General features: G+C 68.3%; 13 protein-coding genes. 7 read left to right on the plus strand and 6 right to left on the minus strand.

All coding sequences use genetic code 11. From position 1 onward, the window contains the following. The first annotated feature begins 71 nt into the window (after nt 1–71). From RHM57_RS18815 to RHM57_RS18835, 5 genes are all read left to right on the plus strand, one after another. Complete coding sequence (locus RHM57_RS18815; RefSeq protein WP_322189176.1) at nt 72–500, plus strand: hypothetical protein; 429 nt, start codon at nt 72–74, stop codon at nt 498–500. Between the two features lie 425 nt (nt 501–925). Next, nucleotides 926–7531, plus strand: a complete 6606-nt coding sequence (locus RHM57_RS18820; protein WP_322189178.1) for an SdrD B-like domain-containing protein — start codon at nt 926–928, stop codon at nt 7529–7531. Next, entirely contained in the window at nt 7521–8921 is a 1401-nt protein-coding gene (locus RHM57_RS18825) for a multicopper oxidase domain-containing protein (protein WP_322189180.1), read from the plus strand. Before RHM57_RS18820 ends, RHM57_RS18825 begins: the two co-directional genes overlap by 11 nt. Before the next feature lie 5 nt (nt 8922–8926). Continuing rightward, nucleotides 8927–10291: a multicopper oxidase domain-containing protein gene (locus RHM57_RS18830; RefSeq protein WP_134560314.1), complete on the plus strand. Its 1365-nt coding sequence runs from the start codon at nt 8927–8929 to the stop codon at nt 10289–10291. Between the two features lie 37 nt (nt 10292–10328). After that, a complete protein-coding gene (locus RHM57_RS18835; protein ID WP_322189182.1) occupies nt 10329–13301 on the plus strand; it encodes a multicopper oxidase domain-containing protein in 2973 nt (990 codons plus the stop codon). A 29-nt stretch (nt 13302–13330) separates the two neighbouring features. Here the strand turns inward: RHM57_RS18835 and RHM57_RS18840 are convergent, their stop codons facing one another. From RHM57_RS18840 to hutH, 3 genes are all read right to left on the minus strand, one after another. Continuing rightward, complete coding sequence (locus tag RHM57_RS18840; protein WP_322189184.1) at nt 13331–14677, minus strand: sensor histidine kinase; 1347 nt, start codon at nt 14675–14677, stop codon at nt 13331–13333. 14 nt (nt 14678–14691) lie between these two features. After that, nucleotides 14692–15339 carry a response regulator gene (locus RHM57_RS18845; RefSeq protein ID WP_134560427.1) on the minus strand — a complete coding sequence of 216 codons (648 nt, stop codon included), beginning with the start codon at nt 15337–15339 and terminating at the stop codon, nt 14692–14694. 138 nt (nt 15340–15477) lie between these two features. Beyond that, nucleotides 15478–17031, minus strand: coding sequence for a histidine ammonia-lyase (hutH, locus tag RHM57_RS18850; RefSeq protein ID WP_241984975.1), 1554 nt, complete (start codon nt 17029–17031; stop codon nt 15478–15480). 173 nt (nt 17032–17204) lie between these two features. Between hutH and RHM57_RS18855 the strand changes: the two genes are divergently transcribed. After that, the gene (locus RHM57_RS18855) at nt 17205–17987 is read left to right on the plus strand and encodes an IclR family transcriptional regulator (protein WP_134560431.1); all 783 of its coding nucleotides are present in this window, start codon (nt 17205–17207) and stop codon (nt 17985–17987) included. Nucleotides 17988–17995: 8 nt separating this feature from the next. On the opposite strand, the gene RHM57_RS18860 is transcribed toward RHM57_RS18855, so the two are convergent. The 3 genes from RHM57_RS18860 to RHM57_RS18870 all read right to left on the minus strand — a co-directional run bounded on the left by RHM57_RS18860 (nt 17996) and on the right by RHM57_RS18870 (nt 21018). Beyond that, complete coding sequence (locus RHM57_RS18860; RefSeq protein ID WP_134446264.1) at nt 17996–18370, minus strand: hypothetical protein; 375 nt, start codon at nt 18368–18370, stop codon at nt 17996–17998. Between the two features lie 178 nt (nt 18371–18548). Beyond that, a complete protein-coding gene (locus RHM57_RS18865; protein WP_322189186.1) occupies nt 18549–19736 on the minus strand; it encodes a hypothetical protein in 1188 nt (395 codons plus the stop codon). 157 nt (nt 19737–19893) lie between these two features. Next, complete coding sequence (locus RHM57_RS18870) at nt 19894–21018, minus strand: FUSC family protein (protein WP_134446266.1); 1125 nt, start codon at nt 21016–21018, stop codon at nt 19894–19896. Nucleotides 21019–21336: 318 nt separating this feature from the next. On the opposite strand from RHM57_RS18870, the gene RHM57_RS18875 reads away from it, so the two are divergent. Further along, complete coding sequence (locus RHM57_RS18875) at nt 21337–23577, plus strand: DEAD/DEAH box helicase (protein ID WP_322141097.1); 2241 nt, start codon at nt 21337–21339, stop codon at nt 23575–23577. Nucleotides 23578–23625 lie beyond the last annotated feature (48 nt).

Here is a 23625-nt window from a genome sequence, read left to right on the forward strand (position 1 = left end):
CCTGCTGGGGTTCCGGCGCGACAAGCGCCGGGGCCGGCGGGGACGCCGGCGGGGTAGACGACAGTGTCGGCGTGGGTTCCGCGGTCGCCGTCGCCGCCGGAATCGGAGTGGGCGTTGGTTCCGGGGTCTCCGTCGGTGTCGGTGTCGACGTCGGAAGAGGAGCGGGCGTTGGTTCGGGCGTCGGCGTCGGTGTCGACGTCGGAAGAGGAGCGGGCGTTGGTTCCGGCGTCGCCGTCGGCGCGGGCTCTGGCGACGGTGCCAGAGTGGGCGTGGGCTCCGGTATCGCCGTCGGTGTTGCCGTCGCCGTCGTCGTCGTCGCAGGCGTTGGATCGGGCGAGGGCGTGGGTATCGGATCCGGCGTGACTGCGGTCGTTGCAACCGGAACCGGCTGGTCCACGGGCTGCGCGGCGTCCGCCCGTGCCGGCGTCGGCATCCCCGTGATCACGAGCACGACGATCGCGATCGTTGCGAGCGGAGGCGCCAGTCGGGAGGCCGGGTGAGTTTCCGCACGGCGGCTGATCCGACGGACACCTCGTGGTGCACTCATGAGCCTCCGCAATCCAGCTTCGGGTGATGGACGGGCAGATCGACCGGGTCGATGCCCGGCCATCGTGACACGGACCGGCCCGGGCAACAAGCGCGGCACGGGGGTTTGCCACGCCGGACTCCGGGGAGGATGGGCTCCCATCGTGACCACCGCACCCTGGGCCGACAAGCCTCACGCTGGGGGTGCCCGACCACCCAATTCAGGGGGCAGGGGTGCTCGCCCCCCAATTTTGGGGAGACGAGCATCCCTCAGGTGCGGCTTGGTCGCCAGGTCGCGTCCGACCAGCATGGAGCCTTCCAGACGTTGGAGGTCACCATGGAATCGACGAGAGACTTGTCCGGGTTCACGCCGTCGAGGCGGCCTCTGTGGCAGCGGATTGTGATCGCCGCCACTGCCGTGGTCATGCCGATAGCGATGCTCTCGGCTCCGCCCGCGCTGCCCGCCGAGGCCGCGACGACGAGCAGCCTGACGCTGAACGTGATCAGCGCACGCACGGAGCCTCGCGCCTTCTCGGGTGCGGGAGTCGCCAAGGGTGCCGCCATCCCGAACTTCACCTACATGATCAACGAGGACAACACCGGTTCGACCGTCCAGCGGACGCCGGCGCTCGGTTCCGGCTGCAACACCCTCGACGCCGGGTATCCGGGCTCCTGCGAGTGGACGTCGATCAGGGAGACTCCGCACACCACGAGCCCGATCGTGCGCCAGGGCGACCAAGCCGACTTCGCCAGCGGCCTGGCCCTGCCGAACGGGCGTTACCTGATCTCTGTGCTCTCCGACGGCTACAAGATCGACGGCGCGCACTTCACCGTTCCGCTCGCCGACCCGGGTCTCGTCACCGTCGAACTGCAGCCGACGCCCCTTCCCGACTCGACGCTCCGGGCGCAGATCTTCCAGGACAGCGCGACGACCAACGGGACCCTCGACCAGGGCGAGCCGGGCCTGGCCGGCTTCACCGGCCACATCGCCGACACCCTCGGCGAGGTGCAGACCGACGTCTATGGCAACCCCCTGTGCACCGTGTACCAGGGTGAGGACCCGATCAGCCACGTGATCCCCTTGGCCAGCCTCGACGCGGGCATGCTCCCCGTGCCGATCGCGGGGTCAGGCGGCCACTGCGTCAGCGATGCCGACGGCATCCTGACCATGCCCCACCTGGGAAGCAACCGCTACGCGCTCACCGCCTCGGCCCCGCCCAACCAGACCTGGATCCAGACCACGACCCTTGAAGGAAACCACGACTTCGACGCCTGGGTGATGGAGGGCAGCACCGGATACGACACCGAGGCCCTGCTGGCCGGCGAACCCGTACCCGGGCCGATCTTCGGATTCGTGAAGCCCACGAACACCCTGACCGCCGGCTCGGGCCACATCACAGGCGCGGTCGTCAACGTCAAGCAGTACAGCCCGCCCAAGGGCGGCGACTTCAACCACTGGCTCGGTCTGACCGGGAGCAAGATGGGCAAGCCGATCGTCAACCCGTGGCTCTCGCTCAGCGACCTGCAGGCCGGCGACCAGGCAGTCTGGGTGGGTCACGGCGGCACGGACGGCACCTTCGACATCTCGGGCGTGCCCGACGGCAACTACAGCCTGAGCTGGTGGGACGAGCCGCAGAACCACTTCCTCGACTCGGTCAATGTGACCGTGAAGAACGGCGAGACGGTGAAGATGGGTAATCTGCCGGACAGCGGCTGGTGGACCGAATACGACGGGTACGTCTTCAACGACACCAATCGCAACGGCGTGAAAGACCCGGGCGAGACCGGCATGCCCAACTTCACGCTGACCATGCGCAAGCAGGACAACTCGCTGATGGACAGAGGGACGAACCTCGTCACCACCGACAGCACCGGGTATTACCACTTCGAGAGCGCATACCCCCTCAGCGAGTGGACCGTCATGGAAAACTTCAACAACTCCTTCTACACGACCGGTGTCACCTACCAGTCAGACAACCAGCCGACCCCGACCACGGTGAAAGGCGCCGGCGTCGACGTCAGCGTGCTCAGTATCATCGGCCTCAGCGGCACGATGGACTGGGGCGTTCACTCCTACGATTCGACAGGCGCCAACGGCATCGACCCCCGCAATGGCGGCATCGTCGGCTCGGTCAGCTACGACACGACCCGCAATGAGCTCGACCCGCAATATGCCGCATCAGAGGACTGGCAGCCTGGCGTTTCCGACGTGCCCGTTGAGCTCTGGTCCACGGTCGACTGCGGCACGACGACCGCACCGTGTGGTGGCACGAACGACGCGTTCGAGCTCGCGCCGGACGGGTCGTTGGCCAAGGGGAAGCTGCTGAACACCTACCTCTCCGAACACTGGAGCCGCCCGACCGGATGCGTAGCCCGGGATGTCGACGGCAAGCCTCTCGTCCACGCCGCAGACAACTCCGTGGCCTTCGACGAGAACGTGCTCGCGCCGAATCAGGAGACATCGGGAGAGTGCATCTCAAGCTTCATCCAGGGCGTTCAGTTCGGGCCGTACCCGACTGACCAGGGCACATCGGCGGCCAACTTCGGTGCGGCCGTTGACGGCAACTATGGCTTCGCCGACGCCTGCACAGGCACGTTGATCGCCACAGATCCGGCCAACCCCGTGTGCGACGGCGGAACCTTCCAGCCGCTCGGAAGCGGCGATTACCTGGTCAAGATCGCTATCCCGCAGGATGCCACCGGCGACCCCCTGTACAAGGTGACCAGCGAGACAGACATCAACATCGCCAACGGCGATCAGATTGTTCCGCAGGTGCCGCCGCCGGCATGCGCAGGAACGCTCCACACCGTCGACCTCGCGGGCAGCAAGACGGACAACTACCCCGCAGTGGTCGGCGACGGCACCAACGGGGTCCCCGTCGGGGTCACCGTGCCGGCCTCGACAGCAGTCTCGAACCCCCCGTTCCTGGGCATGGGTGGGTCGCCCTATGAAGGCGCAGCCAAGCCGACCTGCGACACCAAACTGGTGCGGGTGAACAACGGCAAGTCCGTCGTGCCCATGTTCAACATCTTCACGGATGTCCCCGTCCCGGCCCGTCTGCGCGGCCTGATCGTGGACGACATCAACTTCTCCACCGACCCGCGGTCCACGCTCTTCGGGGAGAAGACGGGTGTGTCCTTCGCACCGGTCGGGATCTATGACTTCGCCAACCGGCTGGTCACGACCGTCGAGTCCGATTTCAACGGCGCGTACGACGTGCTGCTGCCCTCGACGAACCACATCAGCTGCCCGACCCCCTCGGGTGTCTGCGCCAACATGTACCGCTTCGTGGGCAACGACCCCGGTGTCCCCGGGCATCTGAACGCAAACTACAACCCCCGATATCGCTCGATCGCGACCGAGTTCGAGGCATTCCCCGGCGTGACCATTCCGACCGACCTCGCCCCGACCCAGGTCGGCGTGTATGTCGGGTCACCGACCACCGGGGTCAACACGGCGGTGACCTGCGCCCTCGACGCCGCCACACCACAGCTGCTGAGCGTGTCGCAACCGTACGTGGCCGCAACGGGCAGCCGCTCCTTCACCATCGCCGGGACCGGCTTCGGCGCGGCCCAGGGCACGGGCCACGTCAATCTGGGCACGACAACGCTCGACATCACCGCGTGGAGCGACACGTCGATCACAGCCAGCGTGCCTGTCGCAGCCCCGGTCGGGGCGCAGCAGCTCACGATCACATCGGGCAACGGGCAAAGCACCATCAACGGGCTCAGCTTCCATGTGCTCGGAACCGGCTACAACCCTGCCGTTCGAGAGGTCGGCCCCGGCCGCACCCACGCAACGATCCAGGCCGCACTGGACGCCGCGTTCGCCAACAACGGCGATGACCTGGTCATCGTGTACCCGGCAACGCCCACCGCGGCCAACCCCCGCGGCGCATACTATGAGAACCTGGTCGTCGCCTCTCCGGTCAAGCTGCAGGGTGTCGGGTCCGGCGGCTTCCAGGGCACCACCTTCGTGCCGGGATCGATCATCGACGCCGGCGCGTTCGGCGGAGACACCGCCCTCGCAACGGCCTGGTTCACCAAGGTCGGCGGCCTGACCTGGGACGGCAACCAGGCGGTGAACGACGGCGAAGCGATCTACGTGCTGGCGTCGGCGAACGCCACAACGGCACCGGGTGCAGCACGCCAGTTCACCAGCGGATTCACGGCAGCAATCGATGGCTTCGACATCCGCGGCGGCGACCAGGTGGGCTTCCCCGGCAACATCGACGCCCTCACCGGCGGGCCGACCGGCCTGCCGCCGAACATCACGACGCAGGGCGGAGCCATCTTCGCCAACGCGTACGTGCGCTCCCTCCAGATCACCAACAACGTCGTGCAGAACAATGGCGGCGGTTACGGGACCATCCGGATCGGAACGCCAGACCTGGCCGCGCCGAACACGAGCAACCACAACGAGAACGTGCGGATCGCCAACAACCGGGTCATTGCCAACGCGGGCACCAACCTGGCGGGCGGCATCGGCCTCTTCGCAGGGTCCGACGGCTATGAGGTCTCCGGCAACGACATCTGCGGCAACTTCTCGCTGGAGTACGGCGGCGGGCTGAGCGCATACGGCCTGAGCCCCGGCGGCAAGATCCACCACAACCGCATCTACTTCAACTCGTCCAACGACGAGGGTGGAGCGATCATGATCGCCGGGCAACTGCCGGCGACAGTCGGTGCGCTCTCGCCCGGTTCCGGTCCGGTGGACATCTACGCCAACCAGATCCAGGCCAACATGGCCAATGACGACGGTGGCGGCATCCGTTTCCTGATGGCCGGCAACTTCCCGATGAATGTCTACAACAACATGATCGTCAACAACGTGTCCACCCACGAGGGCGGCGGCGTCGGCATCAACGACGCCCCGAACGTGCGGGTCTACAACAACACGATCATGAAGAACCTGACGACGGCCACAGCGGTGACCTCGGACGGCCAACCGGCCCCTGCCGGCCTGGCGACCTCGGCCAACAGCGACCAGCTGCAGGCCACACTCCCGGCCGGCTCGCCGACCTTCAGCAACCCGGTGTCGTTCAACAACATCTTCTGGGACAACCGGGCCGGCACCCGGGCAGGCACAACGGTCACCGGCATCGGCCTGGCCGGCGCAGCCGACATCAACAACTGGGATCTCGGTGTGGCCGACGGCACCGGGGTGCTCGCGCCGACCAACTCGGTCGTCCAGCAGAGCGCCGCTTCCCATGCGTACACGACCAGTCCGACTAACAGCTCTGCCGATCCCGCAGTGGTCTCGACCTATGACGTCTCCGTTTCCTTCGCCAGGTGGCGTCAGAACCCTGCGTTCGTGGACGCCACGCTCGTCACCCTGCAAGCGCCGCCGAACCTGCTCGGTAACTACCACCTGGGCGCCTGCCCCGGCTCACCCGCCTGCAACCTCGGCGCGGCAAGCACAGCAGGCGTGAACGCGCCGGCCACGGACTTCGACAACCAGGCCCGGCCGGCACTGGGCGGCTTCGACAGCGGCGCGGACGAGTTCGGCGCGACGACAACGCCTCCGCCTGCCTCGGACCTGTACTTCTCGACAGCAGGAAACACCAACCCGCCCGGCGTGTCCGGCACCGCTGACGACGCCGACATCCACGTCTGGAACGGCACCGCGTTCAGCCGGTCGATCGATCTGTCTGCAGCGCCGTACAACGTCCCGAGCAGTGCTGACACGGATGGTTTCTCCCGAGTGGATGCCACCCACTTCTATGCCTCGTTCTCCGGGAACGTCACCCTGCCCGGGATCGGCAGCGTGTCCGACGAAGACGTCGTGTACTTCGACGGCACCTCATGGTCGTTGTGGTTCGACGGCAGCGCGCACGGGCTCGTGGGCGGCATCGACATGGGCGCGATCAGTGTCATCGGGAACACGCTGTACCTCACGACGAACAACGCGGCCGTTCCTCCGGGCGCGGGCGGCACCGGCGACAATGCCGACGTCTACCGCTGGAACGGTGGCAGCTCCTACGTGCGTGTCCTGGATGCCACGGCGGCGCCGACCAACCTGCCGAACAGCGGGTCGGCCACCGGCGCGACCAACCCCAACGTCGACGGCCTCATCTGGCGGGACGCCACCCACTTCTACCTGTCGTTCAGTAACACGACCACCACGGTTCCGGGTGTCGGCGCGGTGGACGACGAGGACGTGGTCTATTTCGACGGCGCCTGGTCGATCTACTTCAACGGTGGCGCACACGGTCTGGACACGTCGGCCAACCTCGATCTGGACGCGATCTCGTTCGCCGGCGGCGCGCTGCCGCCGGCAGCACCGCCGGCCGGCCAGTCGCTGTTCTTCTCGACGCAAGGGAACAGCAACCCGCCCGGCGTCGGTGGCACCGCGGACGACGCGGACATCTACCGCTGGACCGGCAGCACGTTCGGTCGGGTCCATGACGTGACGACCGCACCATACGGCTTGCCGACCGGTGCCAATGTCGACGGCTACGACCGGGTCGACGACACCCACTTCTATCTCTCCTTCACCGGGCAGGTCGCCGTGCCCGGCATCGGGAACGTGCAGGACGAGGACGTCGTCTACTTCAACGCGGGCACCTGGTCGCTCTACTTCGACGGCAGCGTCCACGGTCTGGGCGGCAACGACAACCTGGACCTCGACGCGATCAGCGTCGTCGGCGGAATCCTGTACTTCTCCACTGTGGGCAACTCGAACCCGCCAGGTGTGGGAGGTTCCGCAGACAACGGCGACATCTACAGCTGGAACGGCACCGCATACAGCAGGGTGATCGACAGGAGCACGGCGCCATACAACCTGCCGACCAACGCCGACATCGATGGCTTCGTGCGGGTGGACGCCACCCACTTCTACATGTCGTTCAGCGCCGGCAACACGACCGTCCCGACGCTGGGGGCGGTTCAGGACGAAGACGTCGTGTATTACAACAACGGCGTCTGGTCGGTCTACTTCGACGGCACGGCGCAGGGCCTCGGCGGCAACGGCGACTTCAATGTGGATGCCTTCGATGTCCCCTGACCCGATCGACAACGCACACCGCAACGGCACCTCCGATCCCAAGGGAGACACGGGAATGATCTTCAAACAGCCTTTCAGCCGACGCGACCTCCTCAAGTTCGCCGGCGGCGCGGTGGCCATCGTCGGGACCGGCGTCTGGGCGGGCAATGTCCTGCTTCCCGAGGCCGCCATTGCGGCCATCGGGGATCCGGACCTCTACCTGGCCGGCACAGACGGGTGGATTTTCCTCCCGAAGACCCCGGCCATCCCACCGTTCCACCCCGACGTCCTCGCGCCGGACCCGTTCACGACCTACATCTTCGGGTTCCGCAACGTCACCGGCCTGAGCGACACGGCGAGGACGAACCAGAAGAACAAGGCCCAGCACTCCGCTCCGATGTTCTGGACGAAGCAATTCGACCCGGCCCACCCGGTCGATTTCACCGTGCAGCTGACCAACCTGGGCCTGGCGTTGCGGCCGGACCTGTTCGACGCCCACACCCTGCACTGGCATGGGTTCCGCAACGTGATCCCGTTCTTCGACGGTGAACCGTCCGGGTCGGTGGCCGTGAGGACCGGACGTGTCTTCTCCTACGTGTACCGGCCCCGCGAGCCGGGGACCTACATGTTCCACTGCCACGTCGAGGATGTCGAGCACGTCCAGATGGGCATGACCGGTCTGGTGTTCGTCCGTCCCCTGCAGGACGGCCAGAACATCGGTGGCCACACCCAGTTCATCTACAACGACGGTGACGGCTCGACCGGCTTCGACCGCGAGTTTGCGATGTTCCTGTCGGAGGTGTGGGCCGAGGCGCACTGGGCGGATGCTCATATCCAGCTGCCGCAGTGGAGCGATTACCGGGCCGACTTCGGCCTCCTCAACGGGCGGGTCTACCCGGACACCATCGCCCCCAATGCCCCGATCGATGCGGCGGCATCCATTCACGCTCTTGCAGTGCAGACCGACCCCGTTTCCGGCGACCTGGTCGCCCCCGTTGGGCATCCCGAGCTGCAATACCAGCCGCAGTCTTCGCTGGTGAACTGCAATGCCGGAGAGACGGTCGCGCTCCGGTTCGCGAACCTCGGATTCCGGGAGCAAGCGATGACCCTGGCCGGGATCCGGATGCGCGTGGTCGGCCGCGATGCCACCCCGATGCGTGGACGCGACGGCACCGACACGTCCTATGAGACCGAGACGATCAACATCGGCCCCGGTGAGAGCTTCGATGTGGTCTTCATCGCACCGGGGCACACGGGGCCGGGTTTCGACACGTACATGCTCTACAACCGCAACTACCCCGCGACGAACAACCTGGCCCCGGGCGGAATGGGTGGCCAGGCCACCGAGATCCGCGTGTACGCTCCCGGCGGCCTCCGCGCGCAGGCCTATCCGAACGACTTGGGAGTCTGAGAGCCATGATGAAAGGGAATGCCGTGTTGCCTGCGAAGATTCGCGCCCGCGGTGTGCGCCGGGCGGCGCTGCTGCTCGCCCTGACCCTGGTCGGGGCCACGATGGCCACGTTCACCCAGCCGGCGATCGCCGTGACCCCACCACGGGTCGGTATCGCCTGCACCACCGGGGTCGGGGGAGGTGCCACCACCCCGATCTTCAACCTGACGACCAGGACCGGATACATCAGCCTGCCCGACGGAAACACCGCCTTCATGTGGGGGTACTCCAGTGGGTTCGGCGCGTTCCAACACCCGGGTCCTGTGCTGTGCGTCAACGCCGGCGACACGGTCACCGTGATCTTGCGCAACACCCTGCCTGAGGCCGCCTCGATCGCCTTTCCGGGCCAGACGAATGTCCTGGCCAACGGGACCCCGGCGCAACCGGAGTCCACAGGCTCAAGCGCGATCACCTCGCTGACCACCACAGCCGCGGCCGGAGGCGGGACCGTCACATACAGCTTCGTGGCCGCCAACCCGGGCACCTTCGTGTACGAGTCGGGGACCAACCCCGAGAAACAGGTCCGGATGGGCCTGTTCGGGGCCCTGATCGTGCGCCCGTCGGCCGTTCCATCGGGTGGAGCGGCCGGCTCGGTCGCGAGCGAGTACGCCAACAACCGGGCGGACAGCCGCTTCAATCCCGCCGAGGAATTCATGGTGCTCCTGAGCGAGATCGACCCCTACCAGCACCAGGCGGTGGAGAACGGCAAGAGCTTCAACATGAACAACTACCACCCGCGGTATTGGCTGATCAATGGGCGCGGTTACCCGGACAGCATCGCCGACAACGGGGCCAGCTGGCTTCCGGCGCAGCCGTACGGTGCGCTCGCGCAGGTGGGTGAATTCGACCGCACGGCAGTCCCGGTCGACCAGCCCGGGATGGCCCGCTACCTGAACGTGGGCACCGAAGACTATCCGTTCCACCCGCACGGCAACAACGGCCTCGTCGTGGCCAGGGATGGCCGCCCGCTGGAGGGCCCGACGGGGGAGGACCTCGCCTTCGAGAAGTTCGCCATCAACATCGGCCCTGGGCAGACCTGGGACGTGATCTTCAAGTGGTACGACGCCGAGAATTACTCCCCGTCCAACCCGGTCCCCGTGACGGTTCCGTCGCTGGCCGACCAATCGATCGGCGTCTTCTACAGCGGAAGTCCCTACCTCGGGACCAAGGAGGCCCTGCCGCCCGGCATCCAGAGCGTGAACCAGTGCGGCGAGTACTACATCATCTCCCACAACCACGCCCTGTTCCAGATCACGTCGTGGGGCACGAACATGACCGGACCGATCACTTACATGCGCATCGATCCGCCGACGCCCAACAGCTGCGGTTGACCAGGAAGGGTGAAGAACCATGTCTCACCGGAAGAGCATGAAGAAAACCGTCTCCGCTCTCGTGACCGGGCTGGTGGCGGGAGGAGGGCTGGCCGTACTGGTGGCGCTCCTCGCGCCGGCAACGGCGGCACAGGCCGCAGCCGCGCCCTGCACCGCGCCGGGTGACCTGTACGCGGCCTCGGGATCCACGACCCTGGGGACCCAGAGCGTCGCTGTCTGGGGCTACAGCGCCACCGCCGGTTCCAGCGTGAGCCGGCCCGGCGGGCCGACACTGTGCGTCAACGCCGGCGACACGGTCACCGTCACGCTGCACAACCAGCTGACGGAAAGCACGGCCCTGCTCTTCCAAGGGCAGCAAATGGTGCCGGACCGCGTTGGTGCCGCACCAGGGGCATCCACCTCGTACACCTTCACGGCCAGCCGTCCTGGCACGTACCTCTATGAGGCCGGACTGGTTCCGAACGGCCAGCACCAGGTGGCGATGGGTCTCTATGGCGCGCTGATCGTCCGTCCCGCGATATCGGGTCAGGCATACGACGCGACCACCGCGTTCGACGACGAGGCAGTCCTGGTCATCAGTGAGATCGACCCGGCACTCAACAACGCCGCCAACCCGGCGGCCTTCGACATGCGCAAGTACGCTCCCCGGTACTCCCTGATCAACGGGAAGGCCTACCCGAACACCGACCCGATCCCGGCGACAGCCGCGGGCAACAAAGTCCTGCTCCGGTACGTCAATGCGGGCAGCCTGTACCACTCACTGGCCTCACTGGGCACAGACCAGAAGGTCATCGCCCTGGACGGCAGTCCCCTGAAGTACTCGCGTCACTACATTGCGGAGACCTTCGGTCCCGGCCAGACGGCGGACGCCGTCGTCACGACCCCTGCCGCGACTGCCTCGCTGAACCGGTTGCCGATCTACGACGGCAGCCTGCTGCTGCACAACAGCAACGCGGCCGGCGCCGGCGGGATGCTCACCTTTGTGACGGTCCCCGCGAGCGGTGTGGCGGGGCCGGACACCAGCGGACCGGCCACCAGCTCTGTCGCTTTCGCGGCAGGCACCCTGAGCGCCACCGTCAATGACACCACCACCGGTGGGTCGAGCATCGCGGGGGCCGAATACTTCATCGACACCGTGACCGGCACGGGCCTCCCGATGACGGGCAGTGGGGCCGGCAGCGTGAACGTCACCGCCTCGGTGTCCATTCCCTCCGGCCAGCACATCGTCTACGTGAGAGGCCAGGACTCCGTCGGCAACCGGGGGTTCTTCAGCTCTGTGCTGGTCACCGGCGGCGACGCCACCGGACCGACCACGAAGTCCCCGTCACTGGCACCCAGTCTCACGAACGGGGCAGGGGCTGCCGTCATCGCCGTCCACGCCACCGGGGACGACACCGCGACAGGCGGCTCGAACATCACTGCGGCCGAGTACTTCATCGATGCCGTCGGACCCAATGGTTCGGGACCGGCGCTGGCGGTCAACACTGCCGCACCGACCGCCAGCCTGGACGCCACCATCCCTGCGGCGACCGTGAACGCGCTCGCCGAAGGCACCCATGTCGTCTCGGTCCACAGCCAGGACGCAGCGGGCAACTGGGGCGCGCCGGTCACCATCAGTCTGGTGGTCGACAAGACCGCGCCCACCACCTCGGGCGTCTCGGTAGCGCCGACACCCAACAACGGCACGCTCGCGTTCAACGGCAGCCCTTCGGCCATCCGGGTGACCGTGGCGACCATGGCCGATCCGATCGCGGCCACCGTGAACAGCACCATCAGTTCAGCCGAGGCATTCCTCGACACGGTCACCGCCAATGGCTCAGGCATCGTGGTCAGGGCAACGGACGCCGTGTACAACAGCCCCTCCGAGGCCGGCTACTTCGAGATCCCACTGGCAACCATCGCCCTGCTCGCAGACGGCAACCACACCATTTCGGTGCATGCGAAGGATGCGGCGGGTAACTGGGGTGCGGTGGCGACGACGACCCTGGTGATCGATAAGGTCAAGCCTGCGGTGAGTGCGGTCACGGTGACACCGAACCCGACCGGGGGTGCCGCTTCGGTGACCCTGACGGCGCAGGCGACGGATGCCGGCACGGGTGTCACGCGTGCCGAGTGGTTCACCGGTGCCGATCCTGGTGTCGGCAACGCGACAGCGATGACGGTCACCGGGACGGGCCCGTGGACCGTGTCTTCGACCATCGATGCGCGAGGGTTCAGCGAGGGTGCCCGCACCCTGACGGTGCGGGTGCGGGATGCTGCCGGGAACTGGAGTGTGACCGCGTCGGCGGTGCTCCAGGTGCAGGCGGCACTGTCGTTCTCCACGCTGGGCAACACGAACCCGGCCGGGGTGGCCGGCACGGCCGATGACGCGGACATCTATTCCTGGAGCGGTACCGCGTTCAGCAGGGTGATCGACGCGAGTATCGCGCCGTACAACCTGCCGGGCGCTGCCAACGTTGATGGTTTCGACCGGGTCAGTCCTACCCAGTTCTATGTGTCGTTCGCGGACCCGGTGAACGTGCCGGGGATCGGCGTTGTGCAGGACGAGGACGTCGTCTTCTTCAACGGCACTTCCTGGTCGCTGTTCTTCACGGGCAGTGCGCATGGCCTGGGCGGTAACAACAACCTGGACGTGGACGCGATCAGCGTCGTCGGTTCCACGCTGTACTTCTCCACACTGGGTAACTCGAACCCGCCCGGTGTGGGTGGTACCGCCGATGATGCCGACGTCTATAGCTGGAACGGGACCGCGTACAGCCGGGTGATCGATGCGAGCGCCGCACCGTACGGCCTGCCGGCCGCCGCGAACGTGGACGGGTTCGTGCGCGTGGATGCCACCCACTTCTACCTGTCCTTCAGCGCTGACACGACGACCGTGCCGGTTCTGGGGGCGGTCCAGGACGAGGACGTCATCTACTACAACGCGGGCACCTGGTCGGTCTACTTCGATGGCACCGCTCACGGCCTCACCACCGCCAACCAGGACCTGGACGCCTTCGATGTCCCGTAGCGGAGAGGCCGTGCGGGGGCCGGTTCTGGTCAGGCCCGGCGAATCCGCACCAGGACGGTGGTTCCCTCTCCGACGGCGGACGTGATGGAGAGGGACCCTTCCGTCATCTGCACCGTGTCGCGCATGATCCGCAGTCCCAGGTGCCCACCGGGGGCCGCCGCCGCCGGGTCGAAGCCACGACCGTTGTCCCGGATCGACAGGCTCGTCGTCACAGCGTCCCCGGTGATGACGAGGTCGACGACGGAGGCGCGGGAATGCTTGACGACGTTGGCGAGGGCCTCCCTGGCGACGCGGTACAGCACGGCGATCCGGTCCTTGTCTGACGGGACATCCGGCGACAACTCGGAGTGCACGACAATGCCGGTATCGGCCACGTGGTCAAGAAGGCGCCGGAGCGCCTCGTTGAGACCGAGGCGCTCCAGGTCCGGCGGATACAGTTCGGTGGTGATGGCGCGCAGGGTACGCAGATTCCGCAGGAGGATCCCACGGGCCTGCCCGGTGAGCGCGCGCCGCTCACTCGCACCATGCCGCTCCTCCGCTTCCAGGGCGTACGACAGGCCGGCGAGGTCCTGGATCACCTCGTCGTGGAGCTCCCGGGCGATTCTTCTTCTTTCGAAGTCGGACGCGACGATGGCGTGTTGTACCAGGCGCCTTCGGGATGTCTGGCCGGCCTGGATCCGGCGGGCAAGTCCGATCGCAGGAAGGAGCTGCGCCATCTGCAGCAGGACGAGCGAGACCACGAGCACCGGGAGCACGTCCAGCATCAGCCGGGATTGGGCGTTCTGAACGGCCTCATCGTCAAAATACGCCTCGAAGATGACCGGCCATCCCGCGGCATCCGTTGCGCGGACGTTGATCTCGACCAGCTCGCCTGCCGCCGCCTCGTTCACGGTGTCCAGGCCGTTCGGCTGGCCGAGCCAGGCGTGTTCCCGCCCCCCGGAGAGGAGGTCGGGGCTCCACGCCGGGAGGGGATACGTGTCGCCGATCAGGTCCGCGCTGTCCGAATACAGGATCTTCCCGTCGCCGCTCCAGATCTTGACCCGCACCAGGGAGCCGTCTGCCATCCACGGCCTGACCCCGGAATCCACACGACTGATCGCCGATGCGTCTCCGGCCCGGACGGCATCGTCCAGGAGCGGGCCCACCGTGAAATCGGCGAGTTGATGAGTGCGCAGTATGGCTTCGGCGAGGGCACGCTGCTCGGCCTGGCCGTGGATCCAGGCGTACACCGGAATCAGTACGGCAACGAGTGTGATCACACCGATGGCGAGGAAACGCAGGACGGCGCTCCGCACCTCCGATGAATCAGCGGCCCCACCCCGGTCGCGGAGCCATCCCCGGTCGCGTGCGTCGCGGCGATGACGGATCTTAGCCATCGTCGCATGCTGGACTACGCATGCTCCCGCACCTCCAGGAGGCCCAGTTTCGTCGCGTTGACCACGGCCTGAAGCTGCGAGTGCGCGTCGAGCTTGGCGAGAATCGACTTCACATAGCCGCGGCAGGTGTTTTCGGAGATTCCGAGGATCTGGGCGTTGACCCGAACCTCAGTGCCCTCGGCCATCAGGGCGAGTACGTCCAGCTCGCGACGTGTGAGCGACGTTGACGGCTGTTCCAGGATCCGGGACTGCCGTTGGGTGCTGAGCTGAACCATGAGGGAGGGGTGTAGCGAGAAGGAGCCGATCCGCGCGTGACGGATCGTGTCGACGAGCCCGGCGAGGGACCCATCCTTGGGGAGGAAGGCGCACACGCCGAGCGCCGCCGCCTGCTCGATCACCTCCGGGCTGGGATCGCCGGTGAGCATCACAATCCGGGTCGACGGCCGCTGGGCGAGGATGAGTGCGACGGCGGCGAGTCCGCTGCCGTCCGTCAGGTGGTAATCGAGGACGATGAGATCGGGCTGGAGCTCCCGGCTCAACTCGACGGCTCTTCGTGCGCTCTGGGCTGTCCCAACCGTGCAGAGATCCGGTTCCCGGTTGAGCGCGCCTGCGAGCAGCTCGGTGAACGTGGTGTGGTCGTCGGCGAGCAGGATGCGAATCATTGTTCCCCCGGGTCGGTCGCTGCCCTGTCGGGAACTGGACTACCTGCGTGATCAGGTGATCATCATGGCCTCACCTGGCCGGTTCGTCCATGCGTCGCGATACCCCCGTTCGGGACGAACCGGGCGCCCGTCGAGCACTCAGGCCAGCGGCCCCGTGACGGATGCCGCGGCATCCGCGACCGCGCCCGTCGCGACGATCTGAACGACGGCTTCGATCTCGGGGGAGAGGAAGCGGTCGTGCCCCGGACCCTCGGCAACGGTGCGGACGAGGTCGCGCACGGCGCCGGTCGCGGCCCCCGGCATGAGCGGCGCGCGCAGGTCGAGCGACCGGGCGGCAGTCATGATCTCGATCGCGAGCACCCGCTCGAGACCGTCGAGGGAGCGGCGGAGCTTGCGGGCTGCGGCCCACCCCATCGAGACGTGGTCCTCCTGCATCGCCGAGGACGGGATCGAGTCGACAGAGGCCGGCACGGCGAGGCGCTTGAGCTCCGAGACGATCCCGGCGGCGGTGTACTGCGCGATCATCAGGCCGGAGTCGACGCCGACCTCGTGCGCGAGGAACGGCGGCAGGCCCTTGTTACGGTGCGCGTCGAGGTGACGGTCGGTGCGGCGCTCGCTCATGCTCGCGACGTCCGCGGCGGCGATCGCGAGGAAGTCGAGCACGTAGCCGACCGGGGCGCCGTGGAAGTTGCCGTTGGACATCACCCGGCCGTCGAGGGTGACCACCGGGTTGTCGACCGCGCTCGCGAGTTCGCGCCCGGCGATCAGGGCGGCGTGGTCTGCGGTGTCGCGGGCGGCGCCGTGCACCTGCGGGGAGCAGCGCAGCGAGTAGGCGTCCTGGACGGTGGGGTCCTCCGGGCCGGCGTGGAAGGCGAGCAGGGGGGAGCCCGCGAGGATCGCGCGGAGGTTGCCGGCGCTCGCAGCCTGGCCGAGCTGGGGCCGCAGCGCCTGCAGGTCGGCGGCGAAGGTCGCATCCGTGCCGAGCAGCGCCTCGACGCTCATCGCCGCGGCGATATCGGCGGTCGTGAGGAGTCGGCTCAGGTCGGTCAGGGCGAGGACGAGCATGCCGAGCATGCCGTCGGTGCCGTTGATCAGGGCGAGGCCTTCCTTCTCGGCGAGCACGACCGGGGTGATTCCGGCCGCGGCGAGGGCCTCCCCGCCGCCCATCAGTGTGCCGCTGGCGTCGCGCACCCGGCCCTCGCCCATCACCGCGAGGGCGCAGTGGGCGAGCGGGGCGAGGTCGCCCGAGCAACCGAGCGACCCGTATTCGTGCACGACCGGGGTGATGCCGGCGTTGAGCACGGCGGCATAGGCCTCGGCCGTCGCGGGGCGCACTCCGGTGCGTCCGGTCATCAGGGTCGAGAGCCGCAGCAGCATGAGCGAGCGCACGACCTCGCGTTCGACCTCCGGCCCGCTGCCGGCGGCGTGGGAGCGCACGAGGCTCGCCTGCAGCTGGGCGCGGCGGTCGCTCGTGATGAACGTCGACGCGAGCGCGCCGAAGCCGGTGGAGATGCCGTAGTGCGGATTCACGTCGCTCGCAAGCCCGTCGATGATGGCACGGGTTTCCGCAACGCCGGCGAGCGCGGCCGGATCGAGCACGATGCGCGCGTCGAGGCGGGCGACGGCGACGACGTCGGCGAACGAGACCGCGCCAGCTCCGACGGTGACCGTGGCTGTGGCTGTGGCTGTGATGCGTGTGGCGGTGGATGCTGCGGCCGGGTGGATGCCCGCGGTGACGGATTCTTCGGTGTGGCTCATGTTTCGATTGCACACCCTGCGCGGCCGCCAGGGGACACGGATACACTCGAATCTGTCCGGTATACCGGACATCTGGCGCACGAGGCCGGCAGGAAAGGGGCAACCGGATGGTGGTCACACCGAAGGTCCCTGCCGCCCGGAACACCCTGCGGCTGCTCTCCCACCTTGCCGCCCAGCGAGGTCCGGCCCGGGCGAGCGCGATCGCGACGGCCCTCGACCTGCCGCGGTCGACGGTGTACCAGCTGCTCGCCGTGCTCGTCGAGCAGGGTTTCGTCGTGCACCTCCCCGAGGAACGCCGCTACGGCCTCGGCGTCGCGGCCTTCGAGCTCAGCACCGGATTCTCCCGCCAGCAGCCGCTGTCCCACCTCGGCCGCCCCCTCGTCGCGCAGCTCGTCGACCGGCTCGGCGAGAGCGCGCACCTCGTCGTGCTGCACGGCCGGGACGTGGTCTACCTCGTCGAGGAGCGCGCGCCGCGGCGGCCCTCCCTCGTCACGGATGTCGGCGTCCGCCTCCCGAGCCACCTCACCGCGAGCGGGCGCGCGCTCCTCGCCGCGCTGCCCGCGGCCCAGCTGCGTGCGCTGTATCCGGACAAGGCGGCCTTCGCGCGTCGGCAGGGGGAGGGGCCGGGGCAGGGGCCGCGGAGCTCGTCCGAGCTGCGTGCGCTGCTGGCGACGGTGCGTGCCGACGGCTTCGCCCGCGAGGACGGGGAGATCACGCCGGGGATGGCATCCGTCGCCGTCGCAGTGCGGGACCACGCGGGCTGGCCCGCCGCCGGGATCGCCGTGACCTTCCCCCGCGAGCGGATCGCCGAAGACCTGTGGCCCGCGCTGGCCGCCGAGCTCGCCGGCACCGCCGCGGAACTCTCCCGCCGCATCCACGGCCGTCCGTGACATCCGCCTCAGTGCGCGAACAGGGCGATCAGCAGGGCAACGTAGACGACGACGAAGACGGCCGGTGTCACGAACCGCACCACGTTCACCCACGGCGCCGCCGACAGGATGCGCAGGGTCACGGCTGACGTGCTTCCCACGGCTCGCAGGTCGGCGATGACAGCGAGGGCCTCATTGGCTGCGTTGATCTGCACGAGGGCACCGAGGATCCCGGAGGCCAGGAGCACACCGGCCGCCGCGACCCGCACGCTCGGTGCGGCTTCGGCCAGGCCCAGGGACAGGAAACCCACCAGTGCCGTGAGCAGGAAGGTCGGGGCGACCTGGGACACGATGACGTGCCAGCGGGTCTTGATCCAGAGGTTGACGAGCTCGGATTCGGTCATGCGGGGCTCCACTCCGGTCGCCGCGGACGGGCGACCTGCGTCCATTCTCGCGCGGCGCATGCACCCGCGGGCCCACCGGTCGCAACTGCGGCCGCTGCCGACAACTGTGGCCGGTGCACGGGCACCAGTTGTCCGCATCGGTCACTCCAGGGAGCCCGTAGCGCAGCGGATGCCCGGCTCAGTACCAGCCGACGCTGACCGAATGCGCCCAGGCGCCGCAGGGCGTTCCGTAGACGGCGGCGATGTAGCCGAGGCCCCAGTCGACCTGGGTCGCGGCGTTCGTGCGCCAGTCGGAGCCGGCGGACGCCATCTTGCTTCCCGGTAGCGACTGGGGGATGCCGTACGCCCCGGAGCTCGCGTTGTAGGCGTCGGCCCGCCAGCCGGACTCCTTGTTCCAGAGCGACACCAGGCAGGTGTACTCGTTGCCGCCCCAGCCGCGCGTGCTGACCGCGCCCGCCGCGTACGCCCGGGCCGCAGCCGGAGACGACACGGTTGCGGTCGGGGGAGCCGTGGTCGAGCCCGCGCCTGAGGAGCCGGAACCGGAGGATCCGCTCGACCCTGAGCCGCCCGACCCGCTCGCCGCCGCCGGTTGAGCGGCCGCCGCGCTCGCCGCAGCCGCCCGCGCGGCCTCTTCCTGTTGCTTCTGGTATGCCGCGGCCGCGGCGACGCCGGCCCGGTAGGAGCGCTCCGTCTCGGCCGTCGTGTTCTTCAGGCTCGCGAGCTGGGCGTCGAGCACGTCCGAGCGTGTGCGCTGCTCGGCGAGCTGCGCATCGGCGGCGCGCTGGGCCTCGGCCGCGGCCGCCGCACGATCCTTCGCCTCGACGGCGAGGCGGTCGCGTTCCGTCGACGCCACGGCGGCTTGTTCCTCGAGGCTCTGCACGAGATTGCGTTGCGCGAGCGCCCGGTCGCGGATGCCGGAGGTCAGTTCGCTCAGCCGGGTCGAGGTGCTGAGGGCCGACAGCAGGTCGCTCGCCTGGCCCGGAACCAGGAGCAGGGTGGCGACGGCGTCGCTCGCCCCGGAGCGGTACAGCTGCGCACCCAGAAGCCCGAGCTGGACATCCGCTGTCTGGGCCTTCTCGGTCGCGGTCGCGAGCTGGCGCGCGAGGTCCCCGGCGTGCGCAGCGGCCGCGCGTGATTCTGTGTCGGCGGTGGCGGATGCCGCGCTCGCGGTGATCGCCGCGTCTCCGAGCGTCGCGGCCTGGGTTTCGAGCCCGGTCAGCAGGGTGCCGATCCGGGTCACCTCCGCCTCGGTCGCAGCGGTCGAGGCGCGGGCGGCCTCGACGTCGGCCCAGCTCGGATAGTCGTCGGCCTGGGCGGGAATGGCGACGGTCACGGACGCACCGAGCAGCGCGATGACGGCCGCCATCACGCTCCATGCCCGCACTCTCGATCGCACCTGTCTCCGCCCGCCGTCTACCGAGTGTAGTTCGCGGTCCTTGGACTGTCCCGGCCGGATTCCCGGGCGGATTCCCGCGCGGCGACATCGGGAGGCCGGGTCCGGGCATCCGCCGGAACAGCCCGCATCAGGTCGCGGTCCGGGCCAGTCGAGGGCGGAGGGCGGCGAGGATCCGGGTCAGGTCCAGCGAAATCGCGGTCGCGGCGCCCATCGCCGTCGCGGGAGTGGCGTCGTGCCGGGTGTCCAACTCGGCCGTCAGCTGGGCCACGGCGGTCTCGGCCGTCTCGAATGCGCCAGAGTCCGTCAGGACGGCGTCTCCGTCCCGGCCGGACTCCCACTCGGTCAGCACTGCGGCGACCGCGAGCAGGGCCCGGGCGAGTGGCGGCCTGAGCTCTGGATGCAGTTCGAGGGCGATCGGAGCCCCCCAGGCGACCCCGGCGAGTACATCGGTGAGGTCGCGCACGTGGAACGTGACGGTCTCGAGCGCGGCGAGGTCGTCCCGGTCACTGGCCAGGTCGCGCCGGTGGATGCGGGCCCGAGGGTTGCCCTTGCGGCTGTCTTCCGCGTGGAACAGGGCATCGTGAACGTCGCGCACGAGTCTGATGAGTTCGTCGCCGCGGCTCGCCCAGTCGTCGCGCTCGGGCGGCCAGTTCTCGGTGAGGGCCTCGGCCAGGTCGGAGAGGTGGCCGGCGAGCCTGCCGCGGTAGTGCGACAACTGGCGGCCGACCGCGTCGAGGGTCAGGGGCGGCAGGATCAGGAGGTTCACGGCAAGGCCGATCACGATGCCCAGGGACACCTGCTCGAGGTAACCGATCGAGTACCCGTCCGCATTCGGTCCCCCGATGATGAGCACGAACAGGGCCGTCACCGGGATGTACTCCCGGTTCGCGCCGAACACCCCTGTCGCGGCGACGAGCGCGCCCACACCGACGGCCAGCGATATGGTCAGCACGTTCGGACCGCTCACGAGCAGCACCGCACCCGCGAGCACGATCGCGACGAAGAGGCCGCCGAGGGTCTGCAGTGAGTTTCGAACCGAACTCATCAGCGTCGGGTACATGCTGACGAGCGCTCCGAGCGGCGCGTAATAGGGATACTCGTTTGCGACCCCCGGCAGGTATCCGGCGACCGTCCACGCGATGGCCACGGCGAGGGCGGCCTTCGCCGCGGCCAGCAGCCGAGCCGCGGTCAGCTGCGATCCCACCCACCGGGGCGCGTGCCGCACGGTCCGCCGTACGCCCGATCGCGTCATCTCCGTCTCCTTCTGTCACGACACGGTACCTCCCGAACCGGTTCTTCTGCCGGTAGGCGACCGAACCCGGGGTGCCCCGAAACTGGTCCGTGACTTTTGGGGGACTATCCGGTAACGTTGACAGGTCGGCTCTTGACACCGTGTGAATTTGTATGCGCGGATGGGTTTGTAAGTCAGGATGGGCCGGTTTCCCAGTAATCCGCTGGTGAAAAATCACTGTATGTGAACGGCCCCGGCCATAGACTGCCCGGGTTCTCAGGTTGCGATGCATGTGCGTCGTTGTTCTGCCATGTACCCAATACAACCCAGGAATTTTCTATGCCTACGAGCAACAATCCGGCTGTCAGCCGATCCAACAAGAACTTCGACCCGAAGTACGCCGCCAAGGGCGGACCCTCCCGCGGAGGATCCAACAACGGCAGCAAGAGCCCGGGCCACCGCGGCTATCAGGCCGATGCGGGCGCCCCCAAGAAGGCCCGCTGGAACGCCGGCGAACGCGCCGACCGCGCCGCAGGACGCCCCACCAACGACCGCCCGGCCTACGGTGACCGTCCGGCCCGCAGCAATGACCGTCCCGCCTATGGCGACCGTCCCGCCCGCGGCAACGACCGCCCGTCGTACAACAACGACCGTCCGTCGTACAACGGCGCCTCGCGCACCGATCGCCCGACGCACAGCAATACCGATCGCCCCACGTACAACGCCCGCTCTGAGCGTCCGTCGTACAACAGCGACCGTCCCCGCACCGACCGTCCGTCGTACAACAACGACCGTCCGTCCTACGGCGACCGCGCCCCGCGCACCGACCGTCCGGCGTATAACAAGGACCGTCCCTCCTACGGTGACCGTCCGGCCCGCACGGATCGTCCGGCGTACAACAACGACCGTCCCCGCACGGACCGTCCGACCTATAACAACGACCGCCCGTCCTACGGTGACCGTCCGGCCCGCACGGACCGTCCGGCCTACAACAACGACCGTCCCCGTACCGACCGTCCGGCCTACAACAACGACCGCCCGTCCTACGGCGACCGTGCAGCCCGCACCGAGCGTCCCTCCTACGGTGACCGTCCGGCCCGCACTGAGCGTCCCTCGTACGGCGACCGTCCCGAGCGTTCGCACTCCGACCGCCCGTCCTACGGCGACCGTCCGGCCCGCACTGAGCGTCCCTCCTACGGCGACCGCCCCGACCGTGCGGCTCGCACCGAGCGTCCCTCGTACGGCGACCGCCCGGACCGTTCGCACTCCGACCGCAGCAACCGTTCCGCGCACGACGACGGCGGCCACTCCAGCAACTTCTACCCGAGCCGCGACACCAAGGCGCACTTCGCCGCCGGTGACGACGTCGTTCTCGAGCGCCTCGAAGCCATCGCGACGACGGCTGCCGAAGTTGTCGGCGTGACCTTCGGCGACCTGGGCCTGGGCGAGAACATCGTCCGCGAGCTCGGCGCCCTCGGTGCCGCCAGCCCGTTCCCGATCCAGGCCGCGACCATCCCGGACGTGCTCGCCGGGCGCGACGTGCTCGGCCGTGGCAAGACCGGCTCCGGCAAGACGATCGCCTTCGGCGCTCCCCTCGTGGAGAAGCTGATGGAGAACAACGGCGCCAAGGACCGCAAGATGGCCCGCAAGCCCCGCGCGCTCATCCTGGCCCCGACCCGCGAGCTCGCGCTGCAGATCGACCGTACCGTGCAGCCCATCGCCCGCAGCGTCGGCCTCTTCACCACCCAGATCTACGGCGGCGTTCCGCAGTACCGCCAGGTCAGCGCCCTCCAGCGCGGCGTGGACATCATCATCGGCACCGCCGGCCGCATCGAGGACCTCATCGAACAGGGTCGCCTCGACCTCAGCGAGGTCGTCGTCACCGTCCTCGACGAAGCCGACTACATGTGCGACCTGGGCTTCCTCGAGCCCGTCCAGCGCATCCTGCGCCAGACCAAGAAGGGCGGCCAGAAGCTGCTCTTCTCGGCAACCCTCGACAAGGGCGTCGCCTCGCTCGTCAAGGAGTTCCTGACGAACCCGGCCGTCCACGAGGTCGCCGGTGAAGACCAGGCCTCCTCCACGATCGACCACAAGGTCCTCGTCATCGAGCACCGCGACAAGAGCGCCATCATCGGCCAGCTCGTCGACCGCCAGGGCAAGACGCTGATCTTCTCCCGCACCCGTGCGTACGCCGAGCAGCTCGCCGAGCAGCTCGAAGACGCCGGCGTGAAGGCGACGAGCCTGCACGGCGACCTGAACCAGGCCCGCCGTACCCGCAACCTGCAGATGCTGACCAGCGGTCGCGTCAACGTGCTGGTGGCAACGGATGTCGCGGCCCGCGGCATCCACGTGGACGACATCGACCTGGTCATCCAGGCCGACGCCCCCGACGAGTACAAGACCTACCTGCACCGCTCCGGTCGTACCGGCCGTGCAGGCAAGTCCGGCACCGTCGTCACGCTGATCCCGAAGCAGCGTCGTCGCCGCATGGACGAGCTCCTCGAGCGCGCCGACATCGAAGCCAGCTTCATGAACGCCGCCCCCGGCGACGCAGCCGTCCGCGAGCTCGCCGGCCTGTAACACCCGCTCCACTCGCACCACCCGCAGGGCACTCACCATCCGGTGGGT

Source organism: Cryobacterium sp. 10S3 (genome assembly GCF_034344045.1).
Lineage (GTDB): Bacteria > Actinomycetota > Actinomycetes > Actinomycetales > Microbacteriaceae > Cryobacterium > Cryobacterium glucosi.